The organism is Acinetobacter johnsonii (assembly GCF_048551975.1).
GTDB classification, from domain to species: domain Bacteria; phylum Pseudomonadota; class Gammaproteobacteria; order Pseudomonadales; family Moraxellaceae; genus Acinetobacter; species Acinetobacter johnsonii_A.
Map to the genome: position 1 here is coordinate 47,889 of NZ_JBIMCF010000013.1, position 24,118 is coordinate 72,006.

Annotated in this window: 22 protein-coding genes and 1 riboswitch; of the genes, 10 read left to right on the forward strand and 12 right to left on the reverse strand. The window is 43.5% G+C overall.

What is annotated here, in order from left to right:
• Positions 1–20 precede the first annotated feature (20 nt).
• The gene (locus ACG9ZB_RS11015; RefSeq protein ID WP_419325794.1) at positions 21–1,076 is read left to right on the forward strand and encodes a serine hydrolase; all 1,056 of its coding nucleotides are present in this window, start codon (positions 21–23) and stop codon (positions 1,074–1,076) included.
• An 85-nt stretch (positions 1,077–1,161) separates the two neighbouring features.
• Here the strand turns inward: ACG9ZB_RS11015 and thrC are convergent, their stop codons facing one another.
• The 4 genes from thrC to xerD all read right to left on the reverse strand — a co-directional run bounded on the left by thrC (position 1,162) and on the right by xerD (position 5,651).
• Positions 1,162–2,301, reverse strand: a complete 1,140-nt coding sequence (gene thrC / locus ACG9ZB_RS11020) for a threonine synthase (RefSeq protein ID WP_419325795.1) — start codon at positions 2,299–2,301, stop codon at positions 1,162–1,164.
• A gap of 65 nt (positions 2,302–2,366) precedes the next feature.
• Positions 2,367–3,671, reverse strand: coding sequence for a homoserine dehydrogenase (locus ACG9ZB_RS11025; protein ID WP_125273421.1), 1,305 nt, complete (start codon positions 3,669–3,671; stop codon positions 2,367–2,369).
• A 129-nt stretch (positions 3,672–3,800) separates the two neighbouring features.
• Complete coding sequence (locus ACG9ZB_RS11030) at positions 3,801–4,610, reverse strand: DsbC family protein (protein ID WP_419325797.1); 810 nt, start codon at positions 4,608–4,610, stop codon at positions 3,801–3,803.
• 123 nt (positions 4,611–4,733) lie between these two features.
• The gene (gene xerD, locus ACG9ZB_RS11035) at positions 4,734–5,651 is read right to left on the reverse strand and encodes a site-specific tyrosine recombinase XerD (protein ID WP_010325702.1); all 918 of its coding nucleotides are present in this window, start codon (positions 5,649–5,651) and stop codon (positions 4,734–4,736) included.
• Positions 5,652–5,830: 179 nt separating this feature from the next.
• Here xerD and ACG9ZB_RS11040 point away from each other — a divergent pair, with 179 nt between their 5' ends.
• The 5 genes from ACG9ZB_RS11040 to ftsW all read left to right on the forward strand — a co-directional run bounded on the left by ACG9ZB_RS11040 (position 5,831) and on the right by ftsW (position 10,948).
• Entirely contained in the window at positions 5,831–6,091 is a 261-nt protein-coding gene (locus ACG9ZB_RS11040) for a FeoA family protein (protein WP_010325703.1), read from the forward strand.
• On the forward strand, positions 6,088–7,947 hold the full coding sequence (gene feoB / locus ACG9ZB_RS11045; RefSeq protein ID WP_419325799.1) for a ferrous iron transporter B: 1,860 nt from the start codon (positions 6,088–6,090) through the stop codon (positions 7,945–7,947). Before ACG9ZB_RS11040 ends, feoB begins: the two co-directional genes overlap by 4 nt.
• A gap of 27 nt (positions 7,948–7,974) precedes the next feature.
• On the forward strand, positions 7,975–8,226 hold the full coding sequence (locus ACG9ZB_RS11050) for a DUF6587 family protein (protein ID WP_419325800.1): 252 nt from the start codon (positions 7,975–7,977) through the stop codon (positions 8,224–8,226).
• 159 nt (positions 8,227–8,385) lie between these two features.
• Positions 8,386–9,732 (forward strand): UDP-N-acetylmuramoyl-L-alanine--D-glutamate ligase, encoded by a 1,347-nt coding sequence (gene murD / locus ACG9ZB_RS11055; RefSeq protein WP_419325802.1) that lies wholly within the window; start codon positions 8,386–8,388, stop codon positions 9,730–9,732.
• Positions 9,733–9,751: 19 nt separating this feature from the next.
• Positions 9,752–10,948, forward strand: a complete 1,197-nt coding sequence (ftsW, locus tag ACG9ZB_RS11060) for a putative lipid II flippase FtsW (RefSeq protein ID WP_419325804.1) — start codon at positions 9,752–9,754, stop codon at positions 10,946–10,948.
• Positions 10,949–11,163: 215 nt separating this feature from the next.
• On the opposite strand, the gene gluQRS is transcribed toward ftsW, so the two are convergent.
• The 6 genes from gluQRS to ACG9ZB_RS11090 all read right to left on the reverse strand — a co-directional run bounded on the left by gluQRS (position 11,164) and on the right by ACG9ZB_RS11090 (position 17,613).
• Positions 11,164–12,084: a tRNA glutamyl-Q(34) synthetase GluQRS gene (gene gluQRS / locus ACG9ZB_RS11065; RefSeq protein ID WP_419325806.1), complete on the reverse strand. Its 921-nt coding sequence runs from the start codon at positions 12,082–12,084 to the stop codon at positions 11,164–11,166.
• 2 nt (positions 12,085–12,086) lie between these two features.
• On the reverse strand, positions 12,087–12,614 hold the full coding sequence (dksA, locus tag ACG9ZB_RS11070; RefSeq protein ID WP_004692816.1) for an RNA polymerase-binding protein DksA: 528 nt from the start codon (positions 12,612–12,614) through the stop codon (positions 12,087–12,089).
• 210 nt (positions 12,615–12,824) lie between these two features.
• A complete protein-coding gene (gene cpdA, locus ACG9ZB_RS11075; protein ID WP_419325808.1) occupies positions 12,825–13,622 on the reverse strand; it encodes a 3',5'-cyclic-AMP phosphodiesterase in 798 nt (265 codons plus the stop codon).
• Between the two features lie 10 nt (positions 13,623–13,632).
• Positions 13,633–14,253, reverse strand: coding sequence for an NUDIX domain-containing protein (locus tag ACG9ZB_RS11080; RefSeq protein WP_419325810.1), 621 nt, complete (start codon positions 14,251–14,253; stop codon positions 13,633–13,635).
• A gap of 74 nt (positions 14,254–14,327) precedes the next feature.
• Complete coding sequence (gene thiC, locus ACG9ZB_RS11085; protein ID WP_419325812.1) at positions 14,328–16,220, reverse strand: phosphomethylpyrimidine synthase ThiC; 1,893 nt, start codon at positions 16,218–16,220, stop codon at positions 14,328–14,330.
• 144 nt (positions 16,221–16,364) lie between these two features.
• Positions 16,365–16,492: riboswitch (TPP riboswitch) on the reverse strand.
• A gap of 68 nt (positions 16,493–16,560) precedes the next feature.
• The gene (locus tag ACG9ZB_RS11090) at positions 16,561–17,613 is read right to left on the reverse strand and encodes a hypothetical protein (protein ID WP_419325814.1); all 1,053 of its coding nucleotides are present in this window, start codon (positions 17,611–17,613) and stop codon (positions 16,561–16,563) included.
• 279 nt (positions 17,614–17,892) lie between these two features.
• Here ACG9ZB_RS11090 and ACG9ZB_RS11095 point away from each other — a divergent pair, with 279 nt between their 5' ends.
• Together ACG9ZB_RS11095 and phoU are read left to right on the forward strand one after the other, a co-directional pair.
• Positions 17,893–19,221, forward strand: coding sequence for a TolC family outer membrane protein (locus tag ACG9ZB_RS11095; RefSeq protein WP_125280612.1), 1,329 nt, complete (start codon positions 17,893–17,895; stop codon positions 19,219–19,221).
• 89 nt (positions 19,222–19,310) lie between these two features.
• The gene (gene phoU / locus ACG9ZB_RS11100) at positions 19,311–20,027 is read left to right on the forward strand and encodes a phosphate signaling complex protein PhoU (RefSeq protein ID WP_004692799.1); all 717 of its coding nucleotides are present in this window, start codon (positions 19,311–19,313) and stop codon (positions 20,025–20,027) included.
• Between the two features lie 404 nt (positions 20,028–20,431).
• On the opposite strand, the gene ACG9ZB_RS11105 is transcribed toward phoU, so the two are convergent.
• Together ACG9ZB_RS11105 and argH are read right to left on the reverse strand one after the other, a co-directional pair.
• On the reverse strand, positions 20,432–20,704 hold the full coding sequence (locus tag ACG9ZB_RS11105; RefSeq protein WP_010325715.1) for an oxidative damage protection protein: 273 nt from the start codon (positions 20,702–20,704) through the stop codon (positions 20,432–20,434).
• Positions 20,705–20,716: 12 nt separating this feature from the next.
• Positions 20,717–22,150: an argininosuccinate lyase gene (gene argH, locus ACG9ZB_RS11110; protein ID WP_004692796.1), complete on the reverse strand. Its 1,434-nt coding sequence runs from the start codon at positions 22,148–22,150 to the stop codon at positions 20,717–20,719.
• Here argH and ACG9ZB_RS11115 point away from each other — a divergent pair.
• Positions 22,141–23,295, forward strand: coding sequence for a sensor histidine kinase (locus tag ACG9ZB_RS11115; RefSeq protein ID WP_419325817.1), 1,155 nt, complete (start codon positions 22,141–22,143; stop codon positions 23,293–23,295). The genes argH and ACG9ZB_RS11115 overlap by 10 nt on opposite strands.
• Before the next feature lie 51 nt (positions 23,296–23,346).
• Positions 23,347–24,087 (forward strand): LytR/AlgR family response regulator transcription factor, encoded by a 741-nt coding sequence (locus ACG9ZB_RS11120; protein WP_114837602.1) that lies wholly within the window; start codon positions 23,347–23,349, stop codon positions 24,085–24,087.
• Positions 24,088–24,118 lie beyond the last annotated feature (31 nt).

The following is a 24,118-nucleotide window of genomic DNA, read 5'->3' on the forward strand; positions in this document are numbered from 1 at the left end:
ATGAAGTTGAGTGAAGAAAAGTGAAAAAATCAAATAAATTTTTAATGCATCTATTGGGATTGTCGATTGCAACGACGGTCAGTACCCATAGCTTTGCAGACTTGGTGATAAACCCGGGCTCGGGCCCTGGCCAAGCAAGCATGAGCTGGTCTGCAGCAGATGCAGAACAGTTTCTGAATGATGATCTTATGGAAGATCCTGAAGAGTACGCTCCTCAGGGTTCAACAAAAGTCACCACCAGTATTCGCAGTTCCAATGGTGTGGTGACGAACAACAGTACCTCAAAAACGGTACAAATTTTCGATACCTCGAAATATTCCAACCAACCCAGTGTGAATGCTCGTGCAGCACTGGTGATGGATGGCAATACAGGTGAAGTGCTGTACAGTAAAAACAGTAATACCGCGCTGCCAATTGCTTCGATTACTAAGCTGATGACGGCGGTGGTGATTTCAGATGCGCGTTTAAATATGTCTGAAAACATTACTTTACAGCAAGCGGACTTTTCCTGTTCGGGTTGTAAAAGTTCAAGCTCGTCACTGCGTGCAGGGGACAATATGAACCGTGCAGAAGCATTGTTATTTGCATTAATGAAGTCAGAAAACCCAGCAGCATCAGCGCTTGCACGGACGTATCCGGGTGGTCGCTCAGCCTTTGTTTCGGCGATGAATGCCAAAGCAAAATCCTTGGGTATGACTTCAACCCATTATATGGAATCTACAGGTTTACATCCAGGTAATGTCGCTTCAGCACGTGACTTGGGTATTTTAGTCAATGCCGCATCACAATATGGTCTGATTCGTCAGTTCTCAACCACAGCAAGCTATGATTTTAACTTGGGTTATCGTGTATTAAAATCAAATAATACCAATGCATTAGTTCGTAACGGTGGATGGAATATTAATATTTCAAAAACAGGTTTCATTAATGAAGCCGGTCGTTGTGTGGTGATGCATACCACTTTAAATAACCGTCCAGCAGTGGTGGTGTTATTGGGCGCGGACTCATCTGCAGCACGTACCAATGATGCAACGCGCCTAATGAACTGGGCAAGCCAATTACCAAAACGTATTTAACCCGACTTTGTTTTTGTTCACTCAACAACAAAAATTGAGTCATAAAAAAGCCCTGCATATGCAGGGCTTTATTGTCTTCTCTCAATTACATGTTTGAAAGAATTGAATCGCGAACTTGTTCTAAAGTTGCATCGATTGACAGCATGACCGCATCAGAACACTGTTTGATCGCAGTATCTGGGTCTTTTAGACCATTACCTGTCACGGTACAGACAATCACAGAACCTTCTGCAATTTTACCGGCTTTGATGTCACGGATTGCGCCGCCAATAGATGCTGCAGAAGCAGGTTCTACAAAGACACCTTCATACATTGAAAGTAAACGCTGTGCTTCTAAAATTTCTGCATCAGTCAGTTCATGAAACCAACCTTGAGAGTCACGAACCACTGCTTTCGCATGGTTCCAGCTTTGTGGGTTACCAATACGAATTGCTGTTGCAACTGTTTCAGGGTTTTCAACGGGTGCACCACGTAAGAAAGGTGCAGCACCTGCTGCTTGGTAACCCACCATGGTTGGTAGGCCTTCAGGTTTTGGACCTGTGAATTGATCTGTTTCAGCATTGTAAATCACTTGCTCAAATTGATCTGCAGGTTGATTGGCAACTGCTTCGGTATAACCCATCCAGTGTGCAGTAATGTTTCCTGCGTTACCTACTGGTAGGCAGTGGTAATCTGGTGCACGACCTAACTCATCGACGATTTCATAAGCAATGGTTTTTTGACCTTGCAAACGGTATGGGTTGATTGAGTTTACGATGGTCACTGGGGCTTTGTCGGCAATTTCTTTAACCAGACGCATGCCGTCATCAAAGTTACCGCGGATTTGCATGGTGATGGCACCATACATCATTGCTTGCGCCATTTTACCCATGGCAATTTTGCCTTCAGGGATTAAAACGAATGCTTTGATGCCAGCACGCGCTGCATAAGCCGCAGCAGCAGCTGATGTATTACCTGTAGAGGCACAAATAATCGCTTTTGAGCCTTCTTCAACGGCTTTAGTAACCGCCATGGTCATACCACGGTCTTTAAATGAACCAGTCGGGTTTAAGCCCTCGTACTTCACATAAATTTCAACATTTTTGCCAATTAAACGTGGAATGTTCTCGAGTTTAATCAGTGGCGTATTACCTTCACCCAAAGAAATAGCGCGAGTAGTTGCAGACACTGGTAAACGGTCGCGATAACGGTCAACTAAACCAGTATAACGATTGGCATTCGACATGATGATGTTCCAATTGTGTGTAGAGCTTGGAGAGGAAGAGAAGAGCGTTCTTTTCCTCAACCCGATTAATTATCAAGCGATTCTAAACGAATTCGCACGATTTCGCCATGAATGACGGGTAAGGCTTGAATTTGAGCAAGTGCCTCGTCCATTTTTGATTCAACGACTGGATCAGTCAAAATCACGATTGGAATAAGGTCTTTCAAGCGTGGTTGTTGCATGATGGCATCGATACTGATGCCTGCACGACTGAGAATCGTGGTCACATCGGCCAAGACGCCCGTTTGATCTTCTGCATTAATCCGGATGTAATAACCTGTAGTCATTTCTTCACGGCTTAAAATGGGCACATTGGTTAGTGCTTCGAAGGCCAGTTGTGGAATCGTTCCAGCACCATCTTCGGTATAAGAGATATCACGGACGATATCAATGACGTCTGCAACAACCGCAGAGGCAGTTGGGCCTGCGCCTGCGCCTGCGCCATAGTATAAGGTTGGGCCGACAGCATGGGCTTGTACCAAGACAGCATTTTTAACACCGTTGACATTGGCAATCAGTTCTTCCGCAGGGATCAACGTTGGGTGAACACGAAGTTCGATGCCATTCGCTGCGCGACGCGCAATCCCCAAGTGCTTAATACGGAAACCCAGCTCTTCAGCATATTTCACATCTTGTGCTGTGATTTTACTGATGCCTTCGGTATAGACTTTGTCAAACTGTAGTGGAATACCAAAAGCACACGATGCTAAAATCGTGAGTTTATGTGCAGCATCAATGCCTTCGACATCAAAAGTTGGATCAGCTTCGGCATAACCCAGCTCTTGTGCTTCTTTGAGCACATCGGCAAAGGCACGACCTTTTTCACGCATTTCAGTCAGAATAAAGTTACCTGTACCATTGATGATACCTGCTAACCAATTAATCTTGTTTGCCGCTAGGCCTTCGCGCATCACTTTAATGATGGGAATGCCTCCTGCAACCGCAGCTTCATAGGCGATTTGCACGGCATTGTCATCCGCCAGTTTGAACAGCTCATTACCATGTTCAGCAAGTAAAGCTTTGTTCGCGGTGACCACTTGTTTACCATGTAAAATGGCTTCTTTAATCACTTCATATGCAGGGTGGATGCCACCCATGACTTCAACCACAACATCGACATCAGGCTGACGCACAATGTCGAGTAAGTCAGCACTTTGCTTGACCTCATCGCCTAAGTCTAAGTCTGGACGAGGGCGGCGTGTGCCGACATAGGTAATTTGAATTTCACGACCGGTGCGACGTTTAATCTCAGCAGCATTTTCATTTAGTAGTTTAAGGGCACCACCACCCACAGTACCAAGACCGAGGATTGCCAGACGAACTGGTTTCACGTCACACTCCAATTTACTTATATATATTGAACCAAGCCTAGATCATAGCTAAAAAAACTGTGAGACTCTAGGAAAGAAATCATTTTATGTTCAACTATAAATATTAGTTAAATAACAAATAAAAATTAGTTATTTAAGGCGATTTAATAGTTCACTTGGGGCCAAATAACCACCGAGATATTCACCATCTTCATTGTAGATCGCAGGTGTCCCATTTACGCCCATGTTCAGACCCAACTGGTATTGATCTCGCACTGGATTTTTACAGGTCGCCGGTGGAAGTTGAACACCTGAAATCGCTTGATCAAAGGCAGTTTGACGGTCTGTGCTACACCACACACTTTCCATGGCTGGCATGAACTGCTCGCCACGTGGCCATGCAATGTAACGCACCTCAATGCCTTGAGCTGTGATTTCAGGGATGTGTTCGTGCAGTTTATGGCAGTAAGGGCAGCTGGCATCGGTAAAGATATAAACCACATGTTTGGTCTTACCTTTGGCTTTATAAACCAGCAGATCTTCAGTTTTCAGTCCAGCTAGAAGCTTTTTGTTGGCTTCAGCTTGCAGGTTGTCGCTGACGTTGTGGAGGGTTTTATCGCCCAAGCGAATCACATCACCTTGGATAATATATTTACCATCTGCCGTGGTATAAACCGAGCTCATCCCTTCAAGATTGACCCAAAATAAATTTGGCACTTCAGTGGTTTTGATATCGATGATTTTGGCATTGATATTGGCTGTTTTGAAATGCTTTTGAAGGGTGTCAATTAAACGTTGCTTTGCATTGCGTTCCGTCAAAGTAGACGCTTCACCTGTGGCTGGCGCGCTTGCTGTTAAAGAGTCTTGTTTTTTTTCTTCAGTGTTATTTGAACATGCTGTAAATAGAACACTTGAAGCAATAGCACAGGCAATAAACAATGGTTTACGGGTAAATAACATAGATAACCCTTTTTCTTTTGACTTTATAAAAACAGAGCGCCAAGCATAGCAAAAAAAGTACAGGACTCGGTAATACTTCGTAGTCTTCGTGCTAAAAACAGCTTTAAGTTATGAATCAAGACCTTAAGCCCTTGGGTGATGGCTGGCGTGTAGTTGTTGCATACGCACTTGTGCGACATGGGTGTAAATTTGTGTCGTGGACAGATCACTATGTCCCAATAGCATTTGTACTACACGCAAGTCGGCACCGTGATTGAGTAAATGCGTTGCAAAAGCATGTCTTAAGGTGTGTGGAGACAGTTCAGCTTGAATCCCTGCTTGTAAGGCATAGCGTTTAATGGCGTACCAAAAGTTTTGCCGACTCATAATGCCGCCATGTTGAGTTAAAAACAGATAGTCGGTTGCAGATTTATATAATTGCGGACGGGATTCAATTAAGTATTTTTCGACCCATTCCACTGCGATTTGTCCCAAAGGTACCAAGCGTTCTTTATTGCCCTTACCCGTAATCCTTAAATAGCCTTGTTTTAAATTGATTAAGTCTAGGCGTAGATTCAGGAGCTCAGATACACGCAATCCACAGGCATATAAGACTTCAAACATGGCACGATCACGAAGTCCGAGAGCAGTTTCAATATCTGGAGCTTGAATTAAGGCATCCACGTCTTGCTCAGACAAATCTTTAGGCAGTGCACGGCCAATTTTGGGTGTTTTATGTAGTGCGACAGGGTTGTCTGAACGCAGTTTTTGTTCCCGTAGAAACTTAAAAAAAGAACGCAGAGCAGACAGACAGCGCGCAATGGAGCGCGGGCTTTTGCCTTGCTTGGTGAGGGTCAGCAGAACATCGGCGACATCGTCACTGCTCCATTCAGGCATGCTCACCCGACTACACTCGCTGCACTGCAATAAGTCAGAGAGATAAGCATTCCGGGTGTGTGGGCTGACGGTTTGTGCAATGAGATAATCTTTAAAGCCGTGTAAAAAACTGAGCTGAGTTGGAATTTGAACAGGCGCAGGCACACGCGGTTTTTTATTTAACATAAAGCTCTCAAGCACATCATCACGGAAAGACAAAACAAGGAATAGGGGTTTTATTCAATGTAGTGTAATCATTCTCGCTTGTCGATGTGTTATAACAGATGCGAATCATTATCGAATCTGATTTGGTAATTATTCTCATTTGTTTGTATACTGTTCAAAATATTAAAGGGTTGGATGCGGTGCGTTTATCTGATTTAAAAGTCAAACAAACTGCCATCATTAACAAAGTGAATCATACTTTGGATGGCGAAGCTCAGACTGATTTGGTGGCTAGTCGTCTTGAAACATTAGGCTTTGTCGCAGGTACAAAAGTACAGGTGATTACCAAAGGTGTTTTTGGTGGCGATCCAATTTTAATCCAAGTGGGTTTTACACGTTTCGCCTTAAGAAAAGTTGAAGCTGAAAAAATTGAAATTCAAGTCGAAGGAGCACCTAGATGAGTGATGCCTTGCGTGTTGCCCTTGTAGGTAATCCAAACTGCGGTAAAACTTCGTTATTTAACCATCTCACTGGAACGCGCCAAAAAGTAGGTAACTATGCGGGTGTTACGGTTGAGCGTAAAGTTGGTCAATTTACTCTTCCTTCAGGTCAAGCAGTTCGCGTTCTGGATTTGCCAGGGACGTATAGCTTAGATGCGACTAGCCCTGATGAAATGATTACCCGTGACGTGGTGATGGGGAAAATTGCAGAAGAAGGTCAGCAAGATGCTTTCTTATGTATCGTTGATGCAACTAACCTCAAACTTCACCTCGGTTTAGTGATTGAACTGATTGCATTGGGCCGTCCAATGTTAATCGTTTTAAACATGATGGATGAAGCACGTCGCCGTGGCATGCAAATCAATACCCAAAAGCTTTCTGAGCGCTTGGGTGTACCGATCGTTGAAACCGTTGCGGTGCGTAATTCGGGTATTGAAAGCTTGCTCAGTGCTTTAGAGCAGGGCAAATATGCCGTGCCTTATACCGAGTTGACGGGCTTAAAAGGCGACACTGCACATGAGAAAGTAGAAAATTTATTACATGACGCCGTGCAGTACGTCGATGAAGAAGACAAGCGAACTGATTTTCTGGATAAGATTTTTCTACATCCAGTTTTGGGTCTAGTTAGCCTTGCGGTAATGATGTTTATTGTCTTCCAAGCCGTTTTTTCTTGGGCAGCGCCGTTTATGGATGGGATTGAAACCTTCTTTGGCTGGCTGGGTGAAACCATCGGTGGGTCTATTAGCCATCCTTTACTTAACAGTTTGGTGGTAGACGGGATTATTGCGGGTGCGGGCGGTGTCGTGGTGTTCTTGCCGCAGATTTTAATTTTGTTTTTCTTTATCTTGGTATTGGAAGAGTCGGGTTATTTACCGCGTGCCGCGTTTTTGCTAGATAAGCTGATGTTTAAAGCAGGTCTTTCTGGGCGTGCCTTTATTCCGCTCTTGTCTAGCTTTGCCTGCGCAATTCCGGGCATCATGGCATCGCGTACCATTAGTGATCCGCATGACCGTTTGACTACAATTTTTGTGGCACCGTTAATGACGTGTTCTGCACGTTTACCTGTATATGCCTTGTTAATTGCTGCTTTTATTCCTGAACAAACTGTTTGGGGTATTTTTAATCTGCAAGGTTTAGTGTTGTTTGCTTTATATATGGCCGGGATTGTCAGTGCACTGTGTGTATCTTTCGTTCTGAAATTCTTCCATAAAGACAAGTCACAACATATGTTGATGATGGAGTTGCCAAGCTATCGTTTCCCTGACTTAAAGAATATTTGGATTGGTTTACTTGACCGTGCCAAGATCTTCTTACGTCGCGTGGGTGGCATCATTTTCGCGTTGTCTATTTTGCTGTGGTTCTTGTGTACCTTCCCGCAAGCTCCTGAAGGCGCGACTTTACCTGAAATTGATTATTCATTTGCCGGTATGCTCGGTCATTTACTGCAACCAATTTTTGCACCGCTGGGCTTCAACTGGCAGATTTGTATTGCCTTGATTCCAGCCATGGCTGCTCGTGAAGTCGTGGTGGCAGCTTTAGGTACGGTATATGCCTTATCCGCTGTTGATGAAGATGCCATGTCACAAGGTTTGGCTTCACTCATCAGTAGTGGCGGTGAGCTCGGCTGGTCGGTAGCGACTGGTCTGTCTTTATTGGTGTGGTTTATTTATGCACCGCACTGTTTGGCGACTTTAGCGACGGTCAAACGTGAAACAGGTTCATGGAAAACCGTGAGTTTTATGACCATTTACTTGTTTGGTTTGGCTTATTTCATGTCATTCCTGACCTATCAAATTGCAACGCACTATTTGTGCTAATCGGCGTAAATAGGCGAGAAGATTGAAATGATTGAAATTCTAATTGTTGCTGCTCTAGTGATCTGGAGTGCAGTGGTGGTGTTTAAGAAAGTATTTCCTCAGACATCAGGTTCAGTTTTCACATCTTTGGCGGAGCTATGTGAAGCACGCGGTTGGACCCGTTTAGCAACGTGGTTAAAGCCTTCAATGGCTGGCGGGTGTGGCGGAAACTGTGCCTGCCCAGCGACAGAAGACAGCAGTGCAAAAAAGCCTGAAGTTCAGGCGGTGAAGTGGAAATAAAACGATTTTTACTCACAAATAAAAAAGCCGTCCAAGAGGGACGGCTTTTTTACGCACTGACACAAAAAAAGTGCGGGAAAGTCAAAACAGAAAAAGCATTCAAAACAGCAAAGTGCTAACATTTCCGCAGATAAATCTCAGACCAAGCATGGGGCAAAAATGTTAATACAACGTGGTGGACTTAAGGTCGTTGCAGGGCTCGGCATTTCTGGTGTTGCAGCGGTCAATTTTTTACATAACCAAGGCTACCGCGTTGCAGTAACGGACTCCCGATCGACCCCGCCCGGTCATGACCAAATTCCAGCAGAGGTACAAACCAGTTTTGGTCAGTTTGACGCGGAACTGTTGTTGTCTGCTGAAGAAATCGTTATTAGCCCTGGGCTCGATCCGAAACTACCTGAAATTCAAGCTGCGATTGCCAAAGGCATTCCCGTGGTGAGTGAAATTCAAATCCTACGCCGTGCAACAGATAAGCCAATTATGGCGATTACGGGCTCGAATGCAAAAAGTACCGTGACGACCTTAATTGGTCTGATGGCTGAACATGCAGGCGTGAAAGTCGCGGTAGGCGGTAACCTTGGTCGCCCAGCCTTGGATTTAACCAAAGATGAGCCAGATTTATACATTTTAGAACTATCCAGCTTTCAGTTAGAAACCACATCAAATTTACAGGCTGAGGTTGCGGTGGTGCTGAATATGAGTGAAGACCATCTTGACCGTCATGGCGATATGATGGGTTATCACACCGCGAAGCATCGTATTTTCCAAGGTGTGAAAAAAGTTGTTCATAACCGTGATGACTCGCTCACTCGTCCTTTGGTACCTGATGCTACACCAATGCAAAGCTTTGGTTTAAATGCTCCTGATATGAATCAGTACGGTGTGTTAAGAGATGATGATGGTACGATTTGGTTGGCTCGTGGCCGCACACGGTTATTGAATAGTGCAGAGATGTATATTCAAGGCACACACAATGTTGCCAATGCTTTAGCCTGTTTAGCTTTGGGTGAAGCGATTAATCTTCCGCTTGAGTCGATGTTGGAAACGCTGAAAAGCTTTAAAGGCTTAGAGCATCGCTGTGAGTTTGTGAAAGACGTTGACGGTGTCCGTTACTATAATGACTCTAAAGGAACCAATGTCGGCGCAACTTTAGCTGCAATTGATGGCTTAGGTGCAGCAATTGCGGCCAAAGGTGGCAAAGTTGCGATCATTTTAGGTGGTCAAGGTAAAGGGCAAGACTTTAGTGCCTTACGTGAAGCTTTGAGCAAATATGTGAAAGTGGCGGTATTGATTGGTGAAGATGCAATATTGATTGAAAAAGCCGTGGCAGGAACAACGACTTTACTGCATGCTGACACTTTAGAGCAGGCGGTTGCACTTTGCCAAGCCCATACCCAAGCCCACGATGTCGTATTATTGTCACCTGCATGTGCAAGTTTTGATATGTTCAGTGGTTACCCACAGCGCGGACATCAGTTTGTCGCTTGTGTGCAAGAACTCCACTAAAAATAATAAGGAAATTGAGATGGCTGAGTTTGCTCAGACAACGATCAATAAAATTAACCAGTTTTATAGCCGTTGGGCGCCACGTGTACCCAGTGAAGTGACACCGCGTAATGTATTGATCTTTTGTGTGATAGCGTTGCTGTGTTTAGGCTCGATCATGGTAGCTTCGGCTTCTATGCCGTATGCTGAACGCCTTCATGAAAATTCATTCCACTATGTCCTTCGTCACGGGATTTCAATCGCGGTGGCGGGCGTTTTGGCCTATGCAGTATACCGAGTTCCGCTCAATGTTTGGTTCAATAACACCTTCCCACTGTGGATCTTGACCATCTTACTGCTGGCTGCCGTATTGGTTGTCGGTACGGAGGTCAATGGTTCAACCCGCTGGATTCGTGTTGCGGGCTTTACCTTGCAGGCTTCTGAGGTTGCCAAAGTGATGATGGCCATTTTCACAGCGGACTATGTGGTACGCCGTGCAGAAGAAGTACGAAACAATATCAAAGGTTTGATCCGTCTCGGTATTATTATGCTGTTGACGGTGGGTTTGATTATCGCGGAGCCCGACTTGGGTGCAACCGTAGTGATTAGTTTGATGATGCTCGGTATCTTCTTCCTTGCTGGCGCGCCGCTGATTCAGTTTGGTATGGCTTTTGGTGCAATCTTTGCGGCCTTTGTCTTTCTGATTGTATTTGAGCCTTACCGTTTTGAACGTCTAATGTCTTTCTCAAACCCTTGGGAAGATCCACTAGGTACTGGTTACCAGCTTTCCAATGCCTTAATGGCTTTTGGGCGTGGTGAATGGTTTGGTGTAGGGCTTGGCCACAGTGTACAGAAAATGGCCTACTTGCCTGAAGCGCATACCGACTTCATGTTGGCCATTTTAGGCGAAGAGTTTGGCTTTTTCGGGATCACTACTGTCTTAATTCTGTCCTTTACCATGTTGCTGTGCTGTATCAAAGTGGGTCATCGTGCCTTGACGAATCAGTACCTGCGTGCCGGTTATTTGGCATATGGGGTATCGATTATTTTCTTACTGCAAATTTTAGTAAACGCAGGTATGAATATGGGCATGCTGCCAACCAAAGGTTTGACCCTACCTTTCATTAGTTATGGTGGTTCATCACTGATTATGTGCGCAGTGATGATCAGTTTGATTTTGAAAATTGATGCAACAACACAAAGTGCCAATCCAACCAAAGAAGAATCCAGCTTCTAAGCCGGTTGTTCTTTCATCACGCTATCTGCAGACGAAACTCACTTTTCGTTATGCGGATAGCGTTTGAGCCCTTCCTAAATTGTGTTTCTCATCAGCGTATTTATCCATCATTCTTTCATGATGAATGTGACTGTAATAATCTAATTTTTTGAATTTTCTTCAATTGAAACGTTGCGCGCTATGCGTAGTGTTGAGTTTCTGCCGCGATGGTTTTGCTATAAATAGATACCGTGCAGGGTAGTACGGTGCGGAATCAGTGAAACATCCCATTGTGCAATGGCTTGTTGCAACATTCGTTTAGGATGGTCTAGTTCGACAACTGGCTGATTTAGAGCGCGTATTGCTTGAGCGAGTAGAGCTGGTGCTTGGTTAAGATCCAGCGCTTGTGCCATATTTTGTTTAGACAATTTTTGCCCTTGATCATTCATGGCTAAAGGCAGGTGCATATAGCTAAGACGTGGGTAATCTAGCAGCTGACCTAAATGAATTTGTCGCTCGGTATTATCCAATAAATCTGCACCACGGACCACATGGGTGATGCCTTGTAGATAGTCATCTACCACTACAGCTAATTGATAGTTGATAATTCCATCGCGGCGTTTCAATACAAAGTCACCGAGTTCGTGTGCCAGTTGTGAGCAGTGTCTGCCTTGCAGAGCATCATCAAAACAAATCTCGACATCTTCCACTTTGACGCGAATGGCTTGTTGCTCAAAAGGCAGAGCAAGGTCACGGCAGGTGCCTGCATAAATGTGGTTAGAACCGAGCATTTTGCGGGTGCACTGACAGGCATAGACAAGTTTGAGTTGATGCAGTTGTTGAATCACGTCTTCATATAGGTCGAGACGATCTTTTTGGAAAATAATCTCTGCATCGGGCTGAAAGCCGAAAGCCTCAATACAACGCAAGATATGGCTTTCACTGCCAGGGTAAATACGCGGGATATCGGTATCTTCGATACGAACCAACCATGTACCTTGATGTGCTTTTGCTTCGCAATAACTGGCAACGGCGGTGATGAGTGAACCAAAATGCAAAGGGCCGGTTGGCGATGGCGCAAACCGGCCCACATAAGCCATCCTGTTTTCCCCCTCCTTTTGTAAAGGAGGGGTTGGGGGAGGATTATTGAATAACATGATTAACCGTTATTTTGCTTCTCTTTGATTTCTGCCAGTGTTTTGCAGTCAATACATAAAGTCGCAGTTGGACGAGCCTCTAAACGGCGCAGACCAATTTCGATACCACAGGTTTCACAGAAACCATAGTCATCGTTTTTAATCGCTTCAATTGATTGCTCGATTTTGCGGATGAGTTTACGTTCACGGTCACGTGTACGTAGTTCAATTGCAAACTCTTCTTCTTGTGTCGCGCGGTCATTCACATCAGGCAAAGCGGTGTTTTCGTCTTGCATGGTGTTGAGTGTGCGGTCAACTTCTGACATCAACTCTGCTTTCCATGCCAACAAAATTTGGCGGAAGTGCTCAAGCTGACCTTCAGACATGTATTCTTCATTTTTTTTCGGCTGATAAGGTTCAATACCAAATAAGCTTGCAGTAGAACCACCGTCAGTCGCTTTAGGCTTAGTTTTGCGCACACGTTTTGTAGATTTTTCATCTACAACATCAGTTTGTTCGTCTAAGACAGTATTTTGGTTGTCATTCGCCATTTAGGGCAATCCTCATCATATACGTATCTTTAATACGCAAAAAATATGGTGATATGCAAGTGTTTTTATCCACCCTCGAGGAGATTCCACCCTCGGGGGTCGTCATCATATAGACTTTTTAAGTATTTTGATAGTCTTTGATGTTTGGATTAAATTGATCACTTTTTCGTAAGAGCAACTAAGGTAATTGAAAACGATAAAAATGAAAAGTTAATAACCTGAAATTTCAACATTTATTTTTTGCTGTGCGTGTAAGACACGTTCTACGTGGGTTTCATGACTGCCATCTGCGTTTAATTGTAAAATACGATAACCTGGTGCTTGCTCATCTAAGGCGAAATGATCGCTTAAAGGCTTAAATTGGACACTGGTAGACGGCGTCGAGTAAAACTGAATACCATGCCATTCACGCCATGATTCTTGATGGACATGTCCCGACAGCACAATTTTGACATTGCGGTATTTGGCAAGAACCGCAGTGAGGTCTTGGGTGTTCTTGAGTTTATGTTGATCAATCCATTTTGACTGCATTTCAAAAGGATGATGATGACAGGCAATCACAATGTGTTGCTGGGCAAATTCTTGTAGGATTTGTTGCAGTTGGTTCAATTGTGCTTCATCGACCCAGCCATCAATTTTACCTTTGACAGCACTATTGAGTAAAACCAAGCTCCAAGGGCCGAAGTGAATCACATGAACTTTGTTTTGCTGCTGATGAAAAGGGAAGTGCTCGGCATTGTCATGATTGCCCGGAACTTGATAAAACGGCGTCTTTAAGCTCTGCATAAAGTCTAAATAACGTTTATAGGTTCGAGACACAGGTACTTGTGCCAAGTCGCCCGTATGGACGATGGCATTCAGCTGTGGATGACGCTCAACAATATATTGCATCACATGATGAAAGCTTTGTTCTGGATTCATACGTACAAACTCCAGATGATCTTGATCCATCAAATGCGTATCTGAAATTTGGATAATGTTCCAACTTTTTTCATTATTTAAAGTCATGTCTGACCCCTTAGACATTCCTTGTCGTTTTAATCTGTTGTTGTAGCCATTGCAAGGCCATTATGACAGGCGCATTTCTGAGCCGACCGTTGGAAAGTAATGTATCGATCTGCGCATAATCAATCAGGTGTAATAAAATATTTTCACCTTCATCGGGCATACCAAATACACCACCTTGTTCGGGTAAATTGGCCGCAGCACTATACAGATGAAACAGTTCCGCACAGGCACCTGCTGAAGGATAAAAGCTAAACAGATGTTGTAAGTGTTCAATCTGACAGCCTGATTCTTCTAATGCTTCACGGCGAATACAGCTTTCAGGTGATTCATCACCATCGAGTACTCCCGCAATAATCTCCAGCTGCCAAGCTGAATCTTGGTCATCCATAGCACCAATACGAAATTGTTCAATCAAGGCAAATTTTTGTTGTGCATTATCATAAATTAAGACACCTGCAGCTTCAGGGCGCTGAATAAGCTCACGTGAAATCACAGCGGTGTACTCAGTTTGATTAAACAGGCGATGACGTAAATTTACTTTTTCTACTTGAACAAAACCCTGAAAAACAAAGGCTCTGTCTACAATTTGGACATCTTCACGGTGATATGTAGCTTGCTTAATTATGTTCATAAAGCGCAATCAGGATGAAATTTATCATTTCATCCTAACTGAGAATCGTATGATTACAAAAGGTTTTTATCAACTTACACTTTTTGGTACAAGTTTTGTCCGCTTGCATGGAATTGTTTTTTCATGCTATCGAGACCGGTTTCGACTTCTTCTTGCTGAATTTTATTCAGCGCAGCGTTTTGCTGGTTTTGTGCATAATCACGCACATTTTGGGTGATTTTCATCGAGCAAAACTTGGGACCGCACATCGAACAGAAGTGCGCAGATTTGTGCGCTTCCTTCGGCATGGTTTCATCATGCATGCTACGCGCCGTGTCTGGATCAAGGCTGAGATTAAACTGATCTTCCCAGCGGAATTCAAAACGTGCTTTAGACAGGGCATTGTCACGAACTTGCGCACCCGGATGACCTTTGGCCAAATCTGCCGCATGTGCTGCAATTTTATAGGTGATGATGCCATCTTTGACGTCTTTTTTGTTCGGCAGGCCCAAGTGTTCTTTAGGCGTGACATAGCACAACATGGCAGTTCCATACCAGCCAATCATCGCCGCACCAATCGCAGAAGTAATATGGTCATAACCCGGTGCAATATCGGTGGTTAATGGGCCTAAAGTGTAGAAGGGCGCTTCTTGGCAGACTTCAAGTTGTAGATCCATATTTTCTTTGATCATATGCATAGGTACATGTCCTGGACCTTCAATCATCACTTGCACATCATGTTTCCATGCACGATGGGTCAACTCACCTAAAGTGCGTAATTCAGAGAACTGTGCTTCGTCATTGGCATCTTGGATACATCCTGGACGTAGGCCATCGCCGAGGCTGAATGACACATCATAGGCTTTCATGATTTCGCAGATTTCATCGAAATGGGTATAGAGGAAGTTTTCTTTATGATGGGCCAAACACCACTGCGCCATGATCGAACCGCCACGAGACACGATACCAGTGAGACGATTTGCTGTCATCGGAACATAACGTAATAAGACGCCTGCATGGATGGTGAAGTAATCTACGCCTTGCTCAGCTTGTTCGATCAGCGTGTCTTTGAAGATTTCCCACGTCAGGTCTTCCGCTACCCCATCAACTTTTTCTAAAGCTTGATAGATCGGTACAGTACCAATCGGAACAGGTGAGTTACGGATAATCCATTCACGTGTTTCATGGATATTCTTCCCAGTAGAGAGGTCCATGATGGTGTCTGCACCCCAACGGGTTGCCCACGTCATTTTTGCGACTTCTTCATCAATTGAAGAGCCGAGAGCTGAGTTACCAATATTGGCATTGATTTTCACCAAGAAGTTTCGGCCAATGATCATTGGTTCAATTTCAGGATGGTTAATATTGGCAGGAATAATCGCACGCCCTTCAGCCACTTCTTTGCGCACAAATTCAGGCGTGATTTCCATCAGGTTATGCGCACCAAAGTTTTGCCCCGCGTGTTGACGTGCATCGACCCCTTCACGTTGACGCTGATTTTCACGAATAGCGATGTATTCCATTTCAGGAGTAATGATGCCTTGTTTGGCATAATGCATCTGCGTGACATTGTGACCTACTTTGGCCCGACGTGGTTTTTGAATATGCGCAAAGCGAATATCAGCGGTACGAATATCCCGTAAACGCTCTTGACCAAAGCTTGAGCTGAGGCTGTCTAACATTTCGGTATCGTTGCGCTCTTCAATCCAATTTTCGCGGACATTCGGTAGACCTTTGTTTAGATCAATACTGACATTGGTGTCGGTATACACACCAGAGGTGTCATACACCATCACTGGTGGATTGTATTCACCGCCTAAGCCTGTTGGGGTTTCGGTCAGTTCAATCTCACGCATGGGGACTTGAATGTCTGGGCGCGAACCTTGGATATAGACTTTTTTAGAGGCAGGCAAGATACGGGTCAGATCTTTGGCATCTTGTTCATGTTGTGCTGAAATTTCAGCGGAAAGATTCGTTAACTGGTTCATTGCAATGATCCTTATGAATGACATCAACGAATCAAGCACGACCAAAAACGATGGCAATTGAAGCTATTTCTGTGTGTTGTTGATTTGATGATACAAATGCAACGGATGTATTTCTACTGGAAATAATTCAATGAAAGGCGTTCAGTTTTTAGATGGCTTGATTCCTACGCAGGTCTTAACCTGATCAGGTTCAACGGTACTCAGCTTCAAAACTTTATTGAAAAGTCTTAGCTGATCTCAGCGAGCAATTACTCGCGCTCCGTCAAGCGATGCATCATCTTAACATGCAATGTTGTTAAAAACAGCGACCTTTTTATTCAAAGTGTGAAAGGAGATATGTTCAACGTTCTAAGCAAATGGCATCGCTTAAGCAGTCTTTGCCTTGATCGGGTTGGACCATACGTAGTTGAATAAAATGCGCCAATTGTCTTTGTAAGAGTTGATCTGCACCTAGGCGCTGTGCATGGGCGGAAGCAGGCAAGATGATTTGAGCCGCTCTTTGTTCAGGGCTGAGTTTCACGAACTTTAAAAATAAGCGCGCTTGATCCGTCACACTTGAATTTTTTAATTCGGCTAGGCGCTCAATTTCTTCCAAATAATTGCTATGCACGGTATAGCCGTCGTAAACGCGTTGAGCATCCAGTCCGATAAACAAGAGGGTGCTATATAGGTTCAATAGATGACGTGCATCTTGGTGGTAGCTACTTTTTGGGTATTGCTGTAAATAACTTTCCCAATACAGCGCACGATCTACAATTTCTTTGGCATCAATTTTGACCTGACTTCCAATCACGGCAGGGTATTGATTCTGTGTCGCCAGATGTTCAATAAACTCTTGCTCAGCGACAGGTAGGTAAGGCGCAAAAATTTTGGCTAAATATTCAGGGCTACGGCGGTAATGCACTTGTCCTTCGCCTGCATCAAACAGCTCGACATAAGACTGCCCTTGGTGTTTGATAAGGTATTGGTCACGAATGGTCAGTTGCTCAAAAAGACTTTGTTGAATGGTCGGATGTTGCGCCATTTCTAGAGCATAACTTTCAAAAGCGCGCTGCTGTTGCGGCGTACGTTCGACCGATAAAAAGTCATGGTACATTTTATTGGATAAACCCAATAAATGCTTTTGTTGTGGAAAACCGAGTAAAGGCAAACACAGCTTAAGATCTTGATTGATTTGCTCTAAAGCAAAAGTAGTACGCTGCGCACCTATTTCTGACATGTTTTTATCAATTTTTTGGCACAAGTCGGTTAAGTCTAAGGTTTGAGTTGAAGACGCTTCAATTTGTGCGGGCTCTTGAAAGCTGACAGGTTCAGGTTTTTGACAGGCAGCCAACAGCGCGCACATGAAAATCAGTACGTAAGGTTTAAGCGAAAATAAAGAAGAATGATTCACAGCGACTCGATCAAAAACTCAGTTCAGCGACTACATAGTAGAGAAACTCCTTTTCTCCGTACCTCATTTTATAGGGGGGATGGAATTTTTAATGTGTAGTATTGTGAATGATTTTGTTGAACCGGCTGTGACACTATTCAATATTTACTTCATAATGAACAAATTATTGGGTGCTATTGTAACCAGTGCAATAAAAAATATACGAAAATAATGACAACTCGTTTTAGTATATCGTTGCTCAGAACGAGGCCAGTGAGGTGAAAAGGTGGACCAAAAAAAATGAAGATTAAATGTGTCCTAGCCAGCTGTGTTTTGTTTTTCGCGCCGTGGAGTCATGCCTTGGATTTGGTCGACGCTTTACAACGCGCCAAAGTCAATGATCCCAACTGGCAAGCCAATTTACTCCAATATGAAGCAGATCAACTCAATTTAGGCATTGCTCAAGGCAACTTACTACCTACCATTAGTCTGTCTGGCAATGTGACTCGAAAAAATCAACCCATTGGGCAAGTGAGTTCGGTTCTTTCCATGCCCGATGCGACCACCACCAAACAAGTGGCGATTACGGCGCGCCAACCCCTTTTTCGTTGGGATGCGTGGGAAGGATTGAAACAAGTCAAGACCTCCCTCAGTTTAAGTGAAGTCAATTTACAGCTACAGCGACAGCAACACATTTTAGACGTGACGGAAGCCTATTTTAATGTACTGCGCCAACAAAGTTTAACCGCAGCTAATTTACAAGAAGAACAAGCCTTACTTGAACAACTGAATATGATGAATGCCAAACTCAGAGAAGGTTTAGTGGCAAAAAGTGATGTGAGTGAAGCCAATGCACAATACCAAAGCGCACAGGCTAACCGCATTGCGACTCATGTACAACTGGTCTTGGCGCAGGAACAACTGGCGCAAATTATCGGGCCTTATCAAGAAAACTTGGCAGTACTGCGTGAAGACTTTCAGTTTCAAAAACCTTATCCTGCAGAACTTTCGGCATGGACTAATTTAGCTCTCGCACAGAACCTAGGTATTCAGCAGGCACGTTTACAGCAGCGCTATGCTGAAGATCAAAAAAGGGTTGAACAAGCTGCGTTGTATCCGCAAATTGAAGCTGTGGGAAGCTATGGTTATAGTGAGCAGACGCCTGAGAATATTATGTCGGCCAAAGGCAACTTTGATCAGATTGGTATTGAGATGAATTGGAATGTCTATACGGGGGGACGAACCAAGAAGTCGATTCAAAAAGCTGCCGTCAACGTCAAAAAATCTGAAGCTGAATTGGATGCCGCCATCCGTAAAGCCAATACCGAGGTGAAAAAGTCTTATTTACAAGTGGAAACAGACCAAGCCAAGTTGCAAGCACGTAAAGCTGCCATGGAATCATCCAGCCTCGTCTCTCGTGCCTCACAAGCGCAGTATCAAGAAGGCTTAAAAACCATGGTCGATGTTTTACTGGCACAGCGCAATGCGTTTTCGGCCAAACAAGACTATGTCAATGCTAAGTATGACTACTTGATCAATGTCTTGCATTTAAAGGCATCTGTGGGTAAGTTGACTGAACAAGATATTCAAGAAATGAATGCATGGTTGGTGGACAAAGCACGCTTATAAAAGGGTCTTGTCATCAAATCTTCACAATTGATATGTTTTAATATCGTTCAATCTTTAGTCCCTCATGATGTTGCTGTGGAGTACGTCCTTTGCCAAATAGTCCTGTTTTAAACCATCACATTTCTTCGCAGTTCAATGAAGATTTGCAGGATGTGAACACCAAATTTATGACCATGGGTGGTTTGGTAGAACAACAAGTGGCAAATGCAATTCATGCGCTACTCGACACCGATGCCAACTTAGCGGTCGATGTTCAGTTTAAAGACAATGCGGTGAATCAGCTCGAACGTGAAATTGATGAAGCCTTGACCTTGATTTTGGCGCGTCGTCATCCTGCTGCGATTGATTTGCGTATGGTGATTGCGATGTCGAAAGCCAATACCGACCTAGAGCGTATTGGTGATGAAGCGGCGAAAATTGCTCGTATTGCGCAAAGCTTATGTGAAGATGGCGAATCCCCTCGCGGTTATATGGAAACGCGTCATATTGGTAACCAAGTCCGTGTCATGATTCATGATGCCCTAGACGCTTTTGCACGTTTAGATGCAGAACAAGCGCTACGTGTGATGATGGCTGATGCTGATATTGACCGTGAGTATCAGTCTGCAACACGTACTTTAATGACTTATATGATTGAAGACCCACGTCATATTGCCCGCGTGATTAATGTGATGTGGGTATTGCGTTCATTGGAGCGGATTGGCGATCATGCGCGTAATATCTCTGAGCAAGTGATTTACATGGTGAAAGGTTTAGATGTGCGTCATACCAGTTTTGAAGAGGTTGAAAAACATATTCAAAAATAAAAAATAGCGTATCTTATTTTTCAAGCACAACTTCGGTTGTGCTTTTTAATGGTTGTTTAATTTTTAGATAAAAAAAATCTCAGACTTTGGGGGAAATCTGAGACTAAAATCGGGGATATTTATCGTTATAGATAAGAGGTTTCCCTCTATCCTTGAATGTTATTATAGGAAAGATGTTTTTCTGCGTCATGTAGGTTCTTGTAGTGTAATGTTGAGTTTTGCAATGGTTGTGTAGCGCTATGTTTACACTTAATTATTTGGATACAAATAATCTCTTTATAACGTCATTGGGTCATCAATATTTCATCTATTTGGGGTTTGGTTAGACCCGTGCTTAGATAGAACATTGTATGAATAAAAAGAAAAGCCCCGATGTCGGAGCTTTTCAAATGTGCAACGCTTTATCACACCTCAGGCTTTAAGCCTTCTGCTTTTTCTAAGCTTTCATCATTGTTAAAGAACTTCTCACGTTGTTCTTCAAGAAACTTTTTCGCATCAGGTTCAAATACATTTAAGCGTTTTTCATTGATTAAAGTGGTTTGGTGCTTTAACCATTCTCCCCAAGCTTGCTTGGAGATGCTTTCAAAAAGTTCTTGGCCTTTTGCACCAGGAAACGGTGCAAAGTCTAAACCTTCCATTTCTGTTTGATATTTACGGCAAAAAACTTGTCGAGTCATATCTAGACGTCCTTATTGAGCATAAAGTTTTTCTAAACGTGCATGGGCGCGTTCAATTGCAGCTTCTACTTGCGCAGGTGCAGTTCCACCAATGTGGTTACGTGCATTGACTGACGCTTCAAGGGTCAGCGCTTTTTCAAACACATCCGCTTGAATTAAATCAGAAAACTGTTGAAGTTGTTCTAAAGTTAATTCAGAAAGATCTTTTGACTCTTGAACACCTAAAGCAACGGCTTTACCCACAATTTCATGTGCATCACGGAAAGCCACGCCATTTTTTACAAGGTAATCAGCCAAGTCTGTTGCGGTTGAGAAGCCACGCAGCGCTGCTTCACGCATGATGTCGATGTTTGGCACCAAAGCAGGAATCATGTCTGCAAAAGCCATGAGCGAGCCACGCACGGTATCAATCGCATCAAACAAAGGTTCTTTGTCTTCTTGGTTGTCTTTGTTATACGCCAACGGTTGACCTTTCATCAGTGTTAGCAAACTCATCAAATCGCCATAGACACGGCCTGTTTTACCACGTACTAACTCAGGCACATCAGGGTTTTTCTTTTGTGGCATGATTGAAGAGCCAGTACAGAAACGGTCCGGAATGTTTACAAACTTAAACTGTGCAGACGTCCAAAGAATCAGTTCTTCTGACATGCGTGATAAGTGCATCATGATCAAAGAAGCCGCAGCATTGAATTCAATACCGAAGTCACGGTCAGATACTGCATCAAGCGAGTTTTCAGAAACAGCTTCAAAACCCAGTAACTCTGCTGTAAATGCGCGGTCGATGGGGTAAGTGGTACCTGCCAGTGCTGCTGAACCTAAAGGCATACGGTTAGTACGTTTACGACAGTCAATGAGGCGCTCAGAGTCACGCACTAACATTTCAAACCATGCCAACAGATGGTGACCAAAAGTCACAGGCTGTGCTGTTTGTAAGTGGGTAAAGCCCGGCATAATGGTATGCGTGTTTTGAGCAGCGATACTCAAAATACCTTTTTGTAATTTTTTTAGTAATTCTAAAATGGCATCAATTTCATCGCGGACATAGAGGCGAATATCGGTTGCCACTTGGTCATTACGGCTACGACCTGTGTGGAGCTTTTTACCTGTGATGCCAATCCGTTGAGTCAAACGCGACTCAATGTTCATGTGTACATCTTCTAGGTCAATACGCCATTCGAACTGACCCGCTTCGATTTCAGCTTGAATGGTGTTTAAGCCATTGATGATGTCATCGCGTTCTTGTTCAGTCAGAACGCCAACTTTTGCAAGCATGGTCGCATGAGCAATAGAACCTGCAATATCTTGTTTATAAAAGCGTTGGTCAAATTGTACAGATGCTGTAAATTCAGCAACAAAGGCATCAGTAGCTTCAGAGAAACGACCGCCCCACATACCCGAAGTTTGGGCTTGTGACGGATTTGAGGAATTAGAAGATGTGGTCATGTCGGCTCAATAAGATAAAAAGCGGTAGAACTCGCATGAGTATAACAAATTCAAGACAACTTGCCGAAGTTCAAGATGCGCAAAGTTTAACTTCCAGTATGGCTAAGCCAAATATCTCTTATTTATTTAGCAAAATCGTGCAATGGCCGCATTTGCTGGAACTATTTGTTGGGGGAAATTTGTTGGCCATGCTGTTGGCTTTAGCCGAAGCACAGTCTTGGTCAAACTTGGTGTTTGAGCATGTGCTGGGCTATATGTTGTACATCAATTGGGTTTTGTTGTCTTTTGCTGCGCTGATGCAATATGGACAAAAAAAGTTGCAAGATTTGAGTCTCGGTATGACTTTATTGTCAGGCTTTTTTCTATTGCAGATCATTGTGTTGGTGACCACGCTCAGCCTTAATATACTGATCTTCTTTGGAGCTAATTTTAGTTTCAATGGTTTGACTTCAGCCATCTTATGGAATGATGTGGCTTTGCATTTGGGTTATGGCTTGTTGTTAGGCAGCTTTTGTTTTCGTTATTTGTACCTAAGAGAGCAATGGTTTAGGCAGCAAAACAGTGAGCTGAATGCACGGGTGCAGGCTATGCAAGCCCGTATCCACCCGCATTTTTTGTTTAATAGTTTAAACAATGTGATTAGCTTGATCGCGATTGATCCAGATAAAGCTGAACAGATGTTGCTCAATCTATCACGTCTGTTTAGAGCCAGTTTCCAAGAGTTAAAACTGGTCAAGCTCAGTGATGAAATTGAGTTGTGTCAGCGTTATTTGGCCATTGAGCAAATTCGTTTGGGGGGGCGTTTACAGGTTGAATGGAAAATCGAGCATGCCGAATTGTGTCAGCAGGTACAAATTCCACTCTTAACTTTACAACCTTTACTTGAAAATAGTATTTTTCATGGTGTTGAAAAATTTTTAACTAAGAGTACGATAAGTGTACTGATTGAAATATTGCAAAATCAAGTTAATATCGTCATAACTAACCCATTTACAAAGGAAACAATTCATAAAAGACAAGGACATGGTATTGCCATAGAAAATGTGAAGCAGCGTCTAGAAGCATATTTTGGGCGAACTGTGAGTTTTCAAACCTATGCAGGGGAGGGAATGTATACCACTGTTGTGCAGTATCAATATAAATAAGCCGCAGTGAACCTATAAAAATAAACAAGGTGACTGTTGGGGAGGAGATAAATGGATATCCTAATTTGTGATGATGAGCCTTTAGCAATCGAACGTTTGTCTAGATTGGTGAGTCAGCTCGGACATCAAGTGGTGGCAACAGCCTCACATGGTCAGCAAGCAATTGAATTAACTCAACAATATGAACCAGATGTAGTGCTTTTAGATATTCAAATGCCAGAAATGGATGGATTAACCTGTGCGCATTATTTGCGCCAGCTTGAGCCGATGCCTGCTTTGGTGTTTTGTACAGCTTATGATGAACATGCGCTTGATGCATTTAAGTCACATGCTGAAGGTTATTTATTAAAACCAGTGATGCAACAGGAATTGCAACAGGTGCTTGGTCACCTCACTAAATTAACCCAAGCTCAAATGAGCGAGATAAAACAAAAAGAAAATATGGACGAATTTAACGTAAAGCGACATCAAATCGCAGCGAAAACCTATCGTGGTGTGGAATTGGTGCCCATTGAAAATATTTATTATTTTTTGGCGGATCAAAAATATGTCACGGTACGCCACAAAAATGGCAGTGTCTTAATTGATGAAACCTTAAAAGACTTAGAGCATGAGTTTGGGGATGCCTTTATTCGTATCCATCGTAATGCCTTGGTTTCAGTTCACTTTTTAGAAGGGCTTGAAGTGGTCAACTCTGGGCAGTATCAAGTGCGTTGCCGTGAGTTAGATGAGCGTCTAGCGGTGAGTCGACGACATTTGCCGGGCTTGCGAGAGCGCTTACATAGGCTTTAGCACGCCAATTTAATGGCTCTGCTGCTGCTGA

Excerpts from the sequence above, each read along its gene's own strand:
- thrC (WP_419325795.1), bottom strand. The coding sequence starts at position 2,301 with ATGTCGAATGCCAATCGTTATACTGGTTTAGTTGACCGTTATCGCGAC.
- ACG9ZB_RS11030 (WP_419325797.1), bottom strand. The coding sequence starts at position 4,610 with ATGTTATTTACCCGTAAACCATTGTTTATTGCCTGTGCTATTGCTTCA.
- xerD (WP_010325702.1), bottom strand. The coding sequence starts at position 5,651 with ATGTTAAATAAAAAACCGCGTGTGCCTGCGCCTGTTCAAATTCCAACT.
- feoB (WP_419325799.1), top strand. The coding sequence starts at position 6,088 with ATGAGTGATGCCTTGCGTGTTGCCCTTGTAGGTAATCCAAACTGCGGT.
- ACG9ZB_RS11050 (WP_419325800.1), top strand. The coding sequence starts at position 7,975 with ATGATTGAAATTCTAATTGTTGCTGCTCTAGTGATCTGGAGTGCAGTG.
- murD (WP_419325802.1), top strand. The coding sequence starts at position 8,386 with ATGTTAATACAACGTGGTGGACTTAAGGTCGTTGCAGGGCTCGGCATT.
- ftsW (WP_419325804.1), top strand. The coding sequence starts at position 9,752 with ATGGCTGAGTTTGCTCAGACAACGATCAATAAAATTAACCAGTTTTAT.
- gluQRS (WP_419325806.1), bottom strand. The coding sequence starts at position 12,084 with ATGTTATTCAATAATCCTCCCCCAACCCCTCCTTTACAAAAGGAGGGG.
- dksA (WP_004692816.1), bottom strand. The coding sequence starts at position 12,614 with ATGGCGAATGACAACCAAAATACTGTCTTAGACGAACAAACTGATGTT.
- cpdA (WP_419325808.1), bottom strand. The coding sequence starts at position 13,622 with ATGACTTTAAATAATGAAAAAAGTTGGAACATTATCCAAATTTCAGAT.
- ACG9ZB_RS11080 (WP_419325810.1), bottom strand. The coding sequence starts at position 14,253 with ATGAACATAATTAAGCAAGCTACATATCACCGTGAAGATGTCCAAATT.
- thiC (WP_419325812.1), bottom strand. The coding sequence starts at position 16,220 with ATGAACCAGTTAACGAATCTTTCCGCTGAAATTTCAGCACAACATGAA.
- ACG9ZB_RS11095 (WP_125280612.1), top strand. The coding sequence starts at position 17,893 with ATGAAGATTAAATGTGTCCTAGCCAGCTGTGTTTTGTTTTTCGCGCCG.
- ACG9ZB_RS11105 (WP_010325715.1), bottom strand. The coding sequence starts at position 20,704 with ATGACTCGACAAGTTTTTTGCCGTAAATATCAAACAGAAATGGAAGGT.
- ACG9ZB_RS11115 (WP_419325817.1), top strand. The coding sequence starts at position 22,141 with ATGTGGTCATGTCGGCTCAATAAGATAAAAAGCGGTAGAACTCGCATG.
- argH (WP_004692796.1), bottom strand. The coding sequence starts at position 22,150 with ATGACCACATCTTCTAATTCCTCAAATCCGTCACAAGCCCAAACTTCG.
- ACG9ZB_RS11120 (WP_114837602.1), top strand. The coding sequence starts at position 23,347 with ATGGATATCCTAATTTGTGATGATGAGCCTTTAGCAATCGAACGTTTG.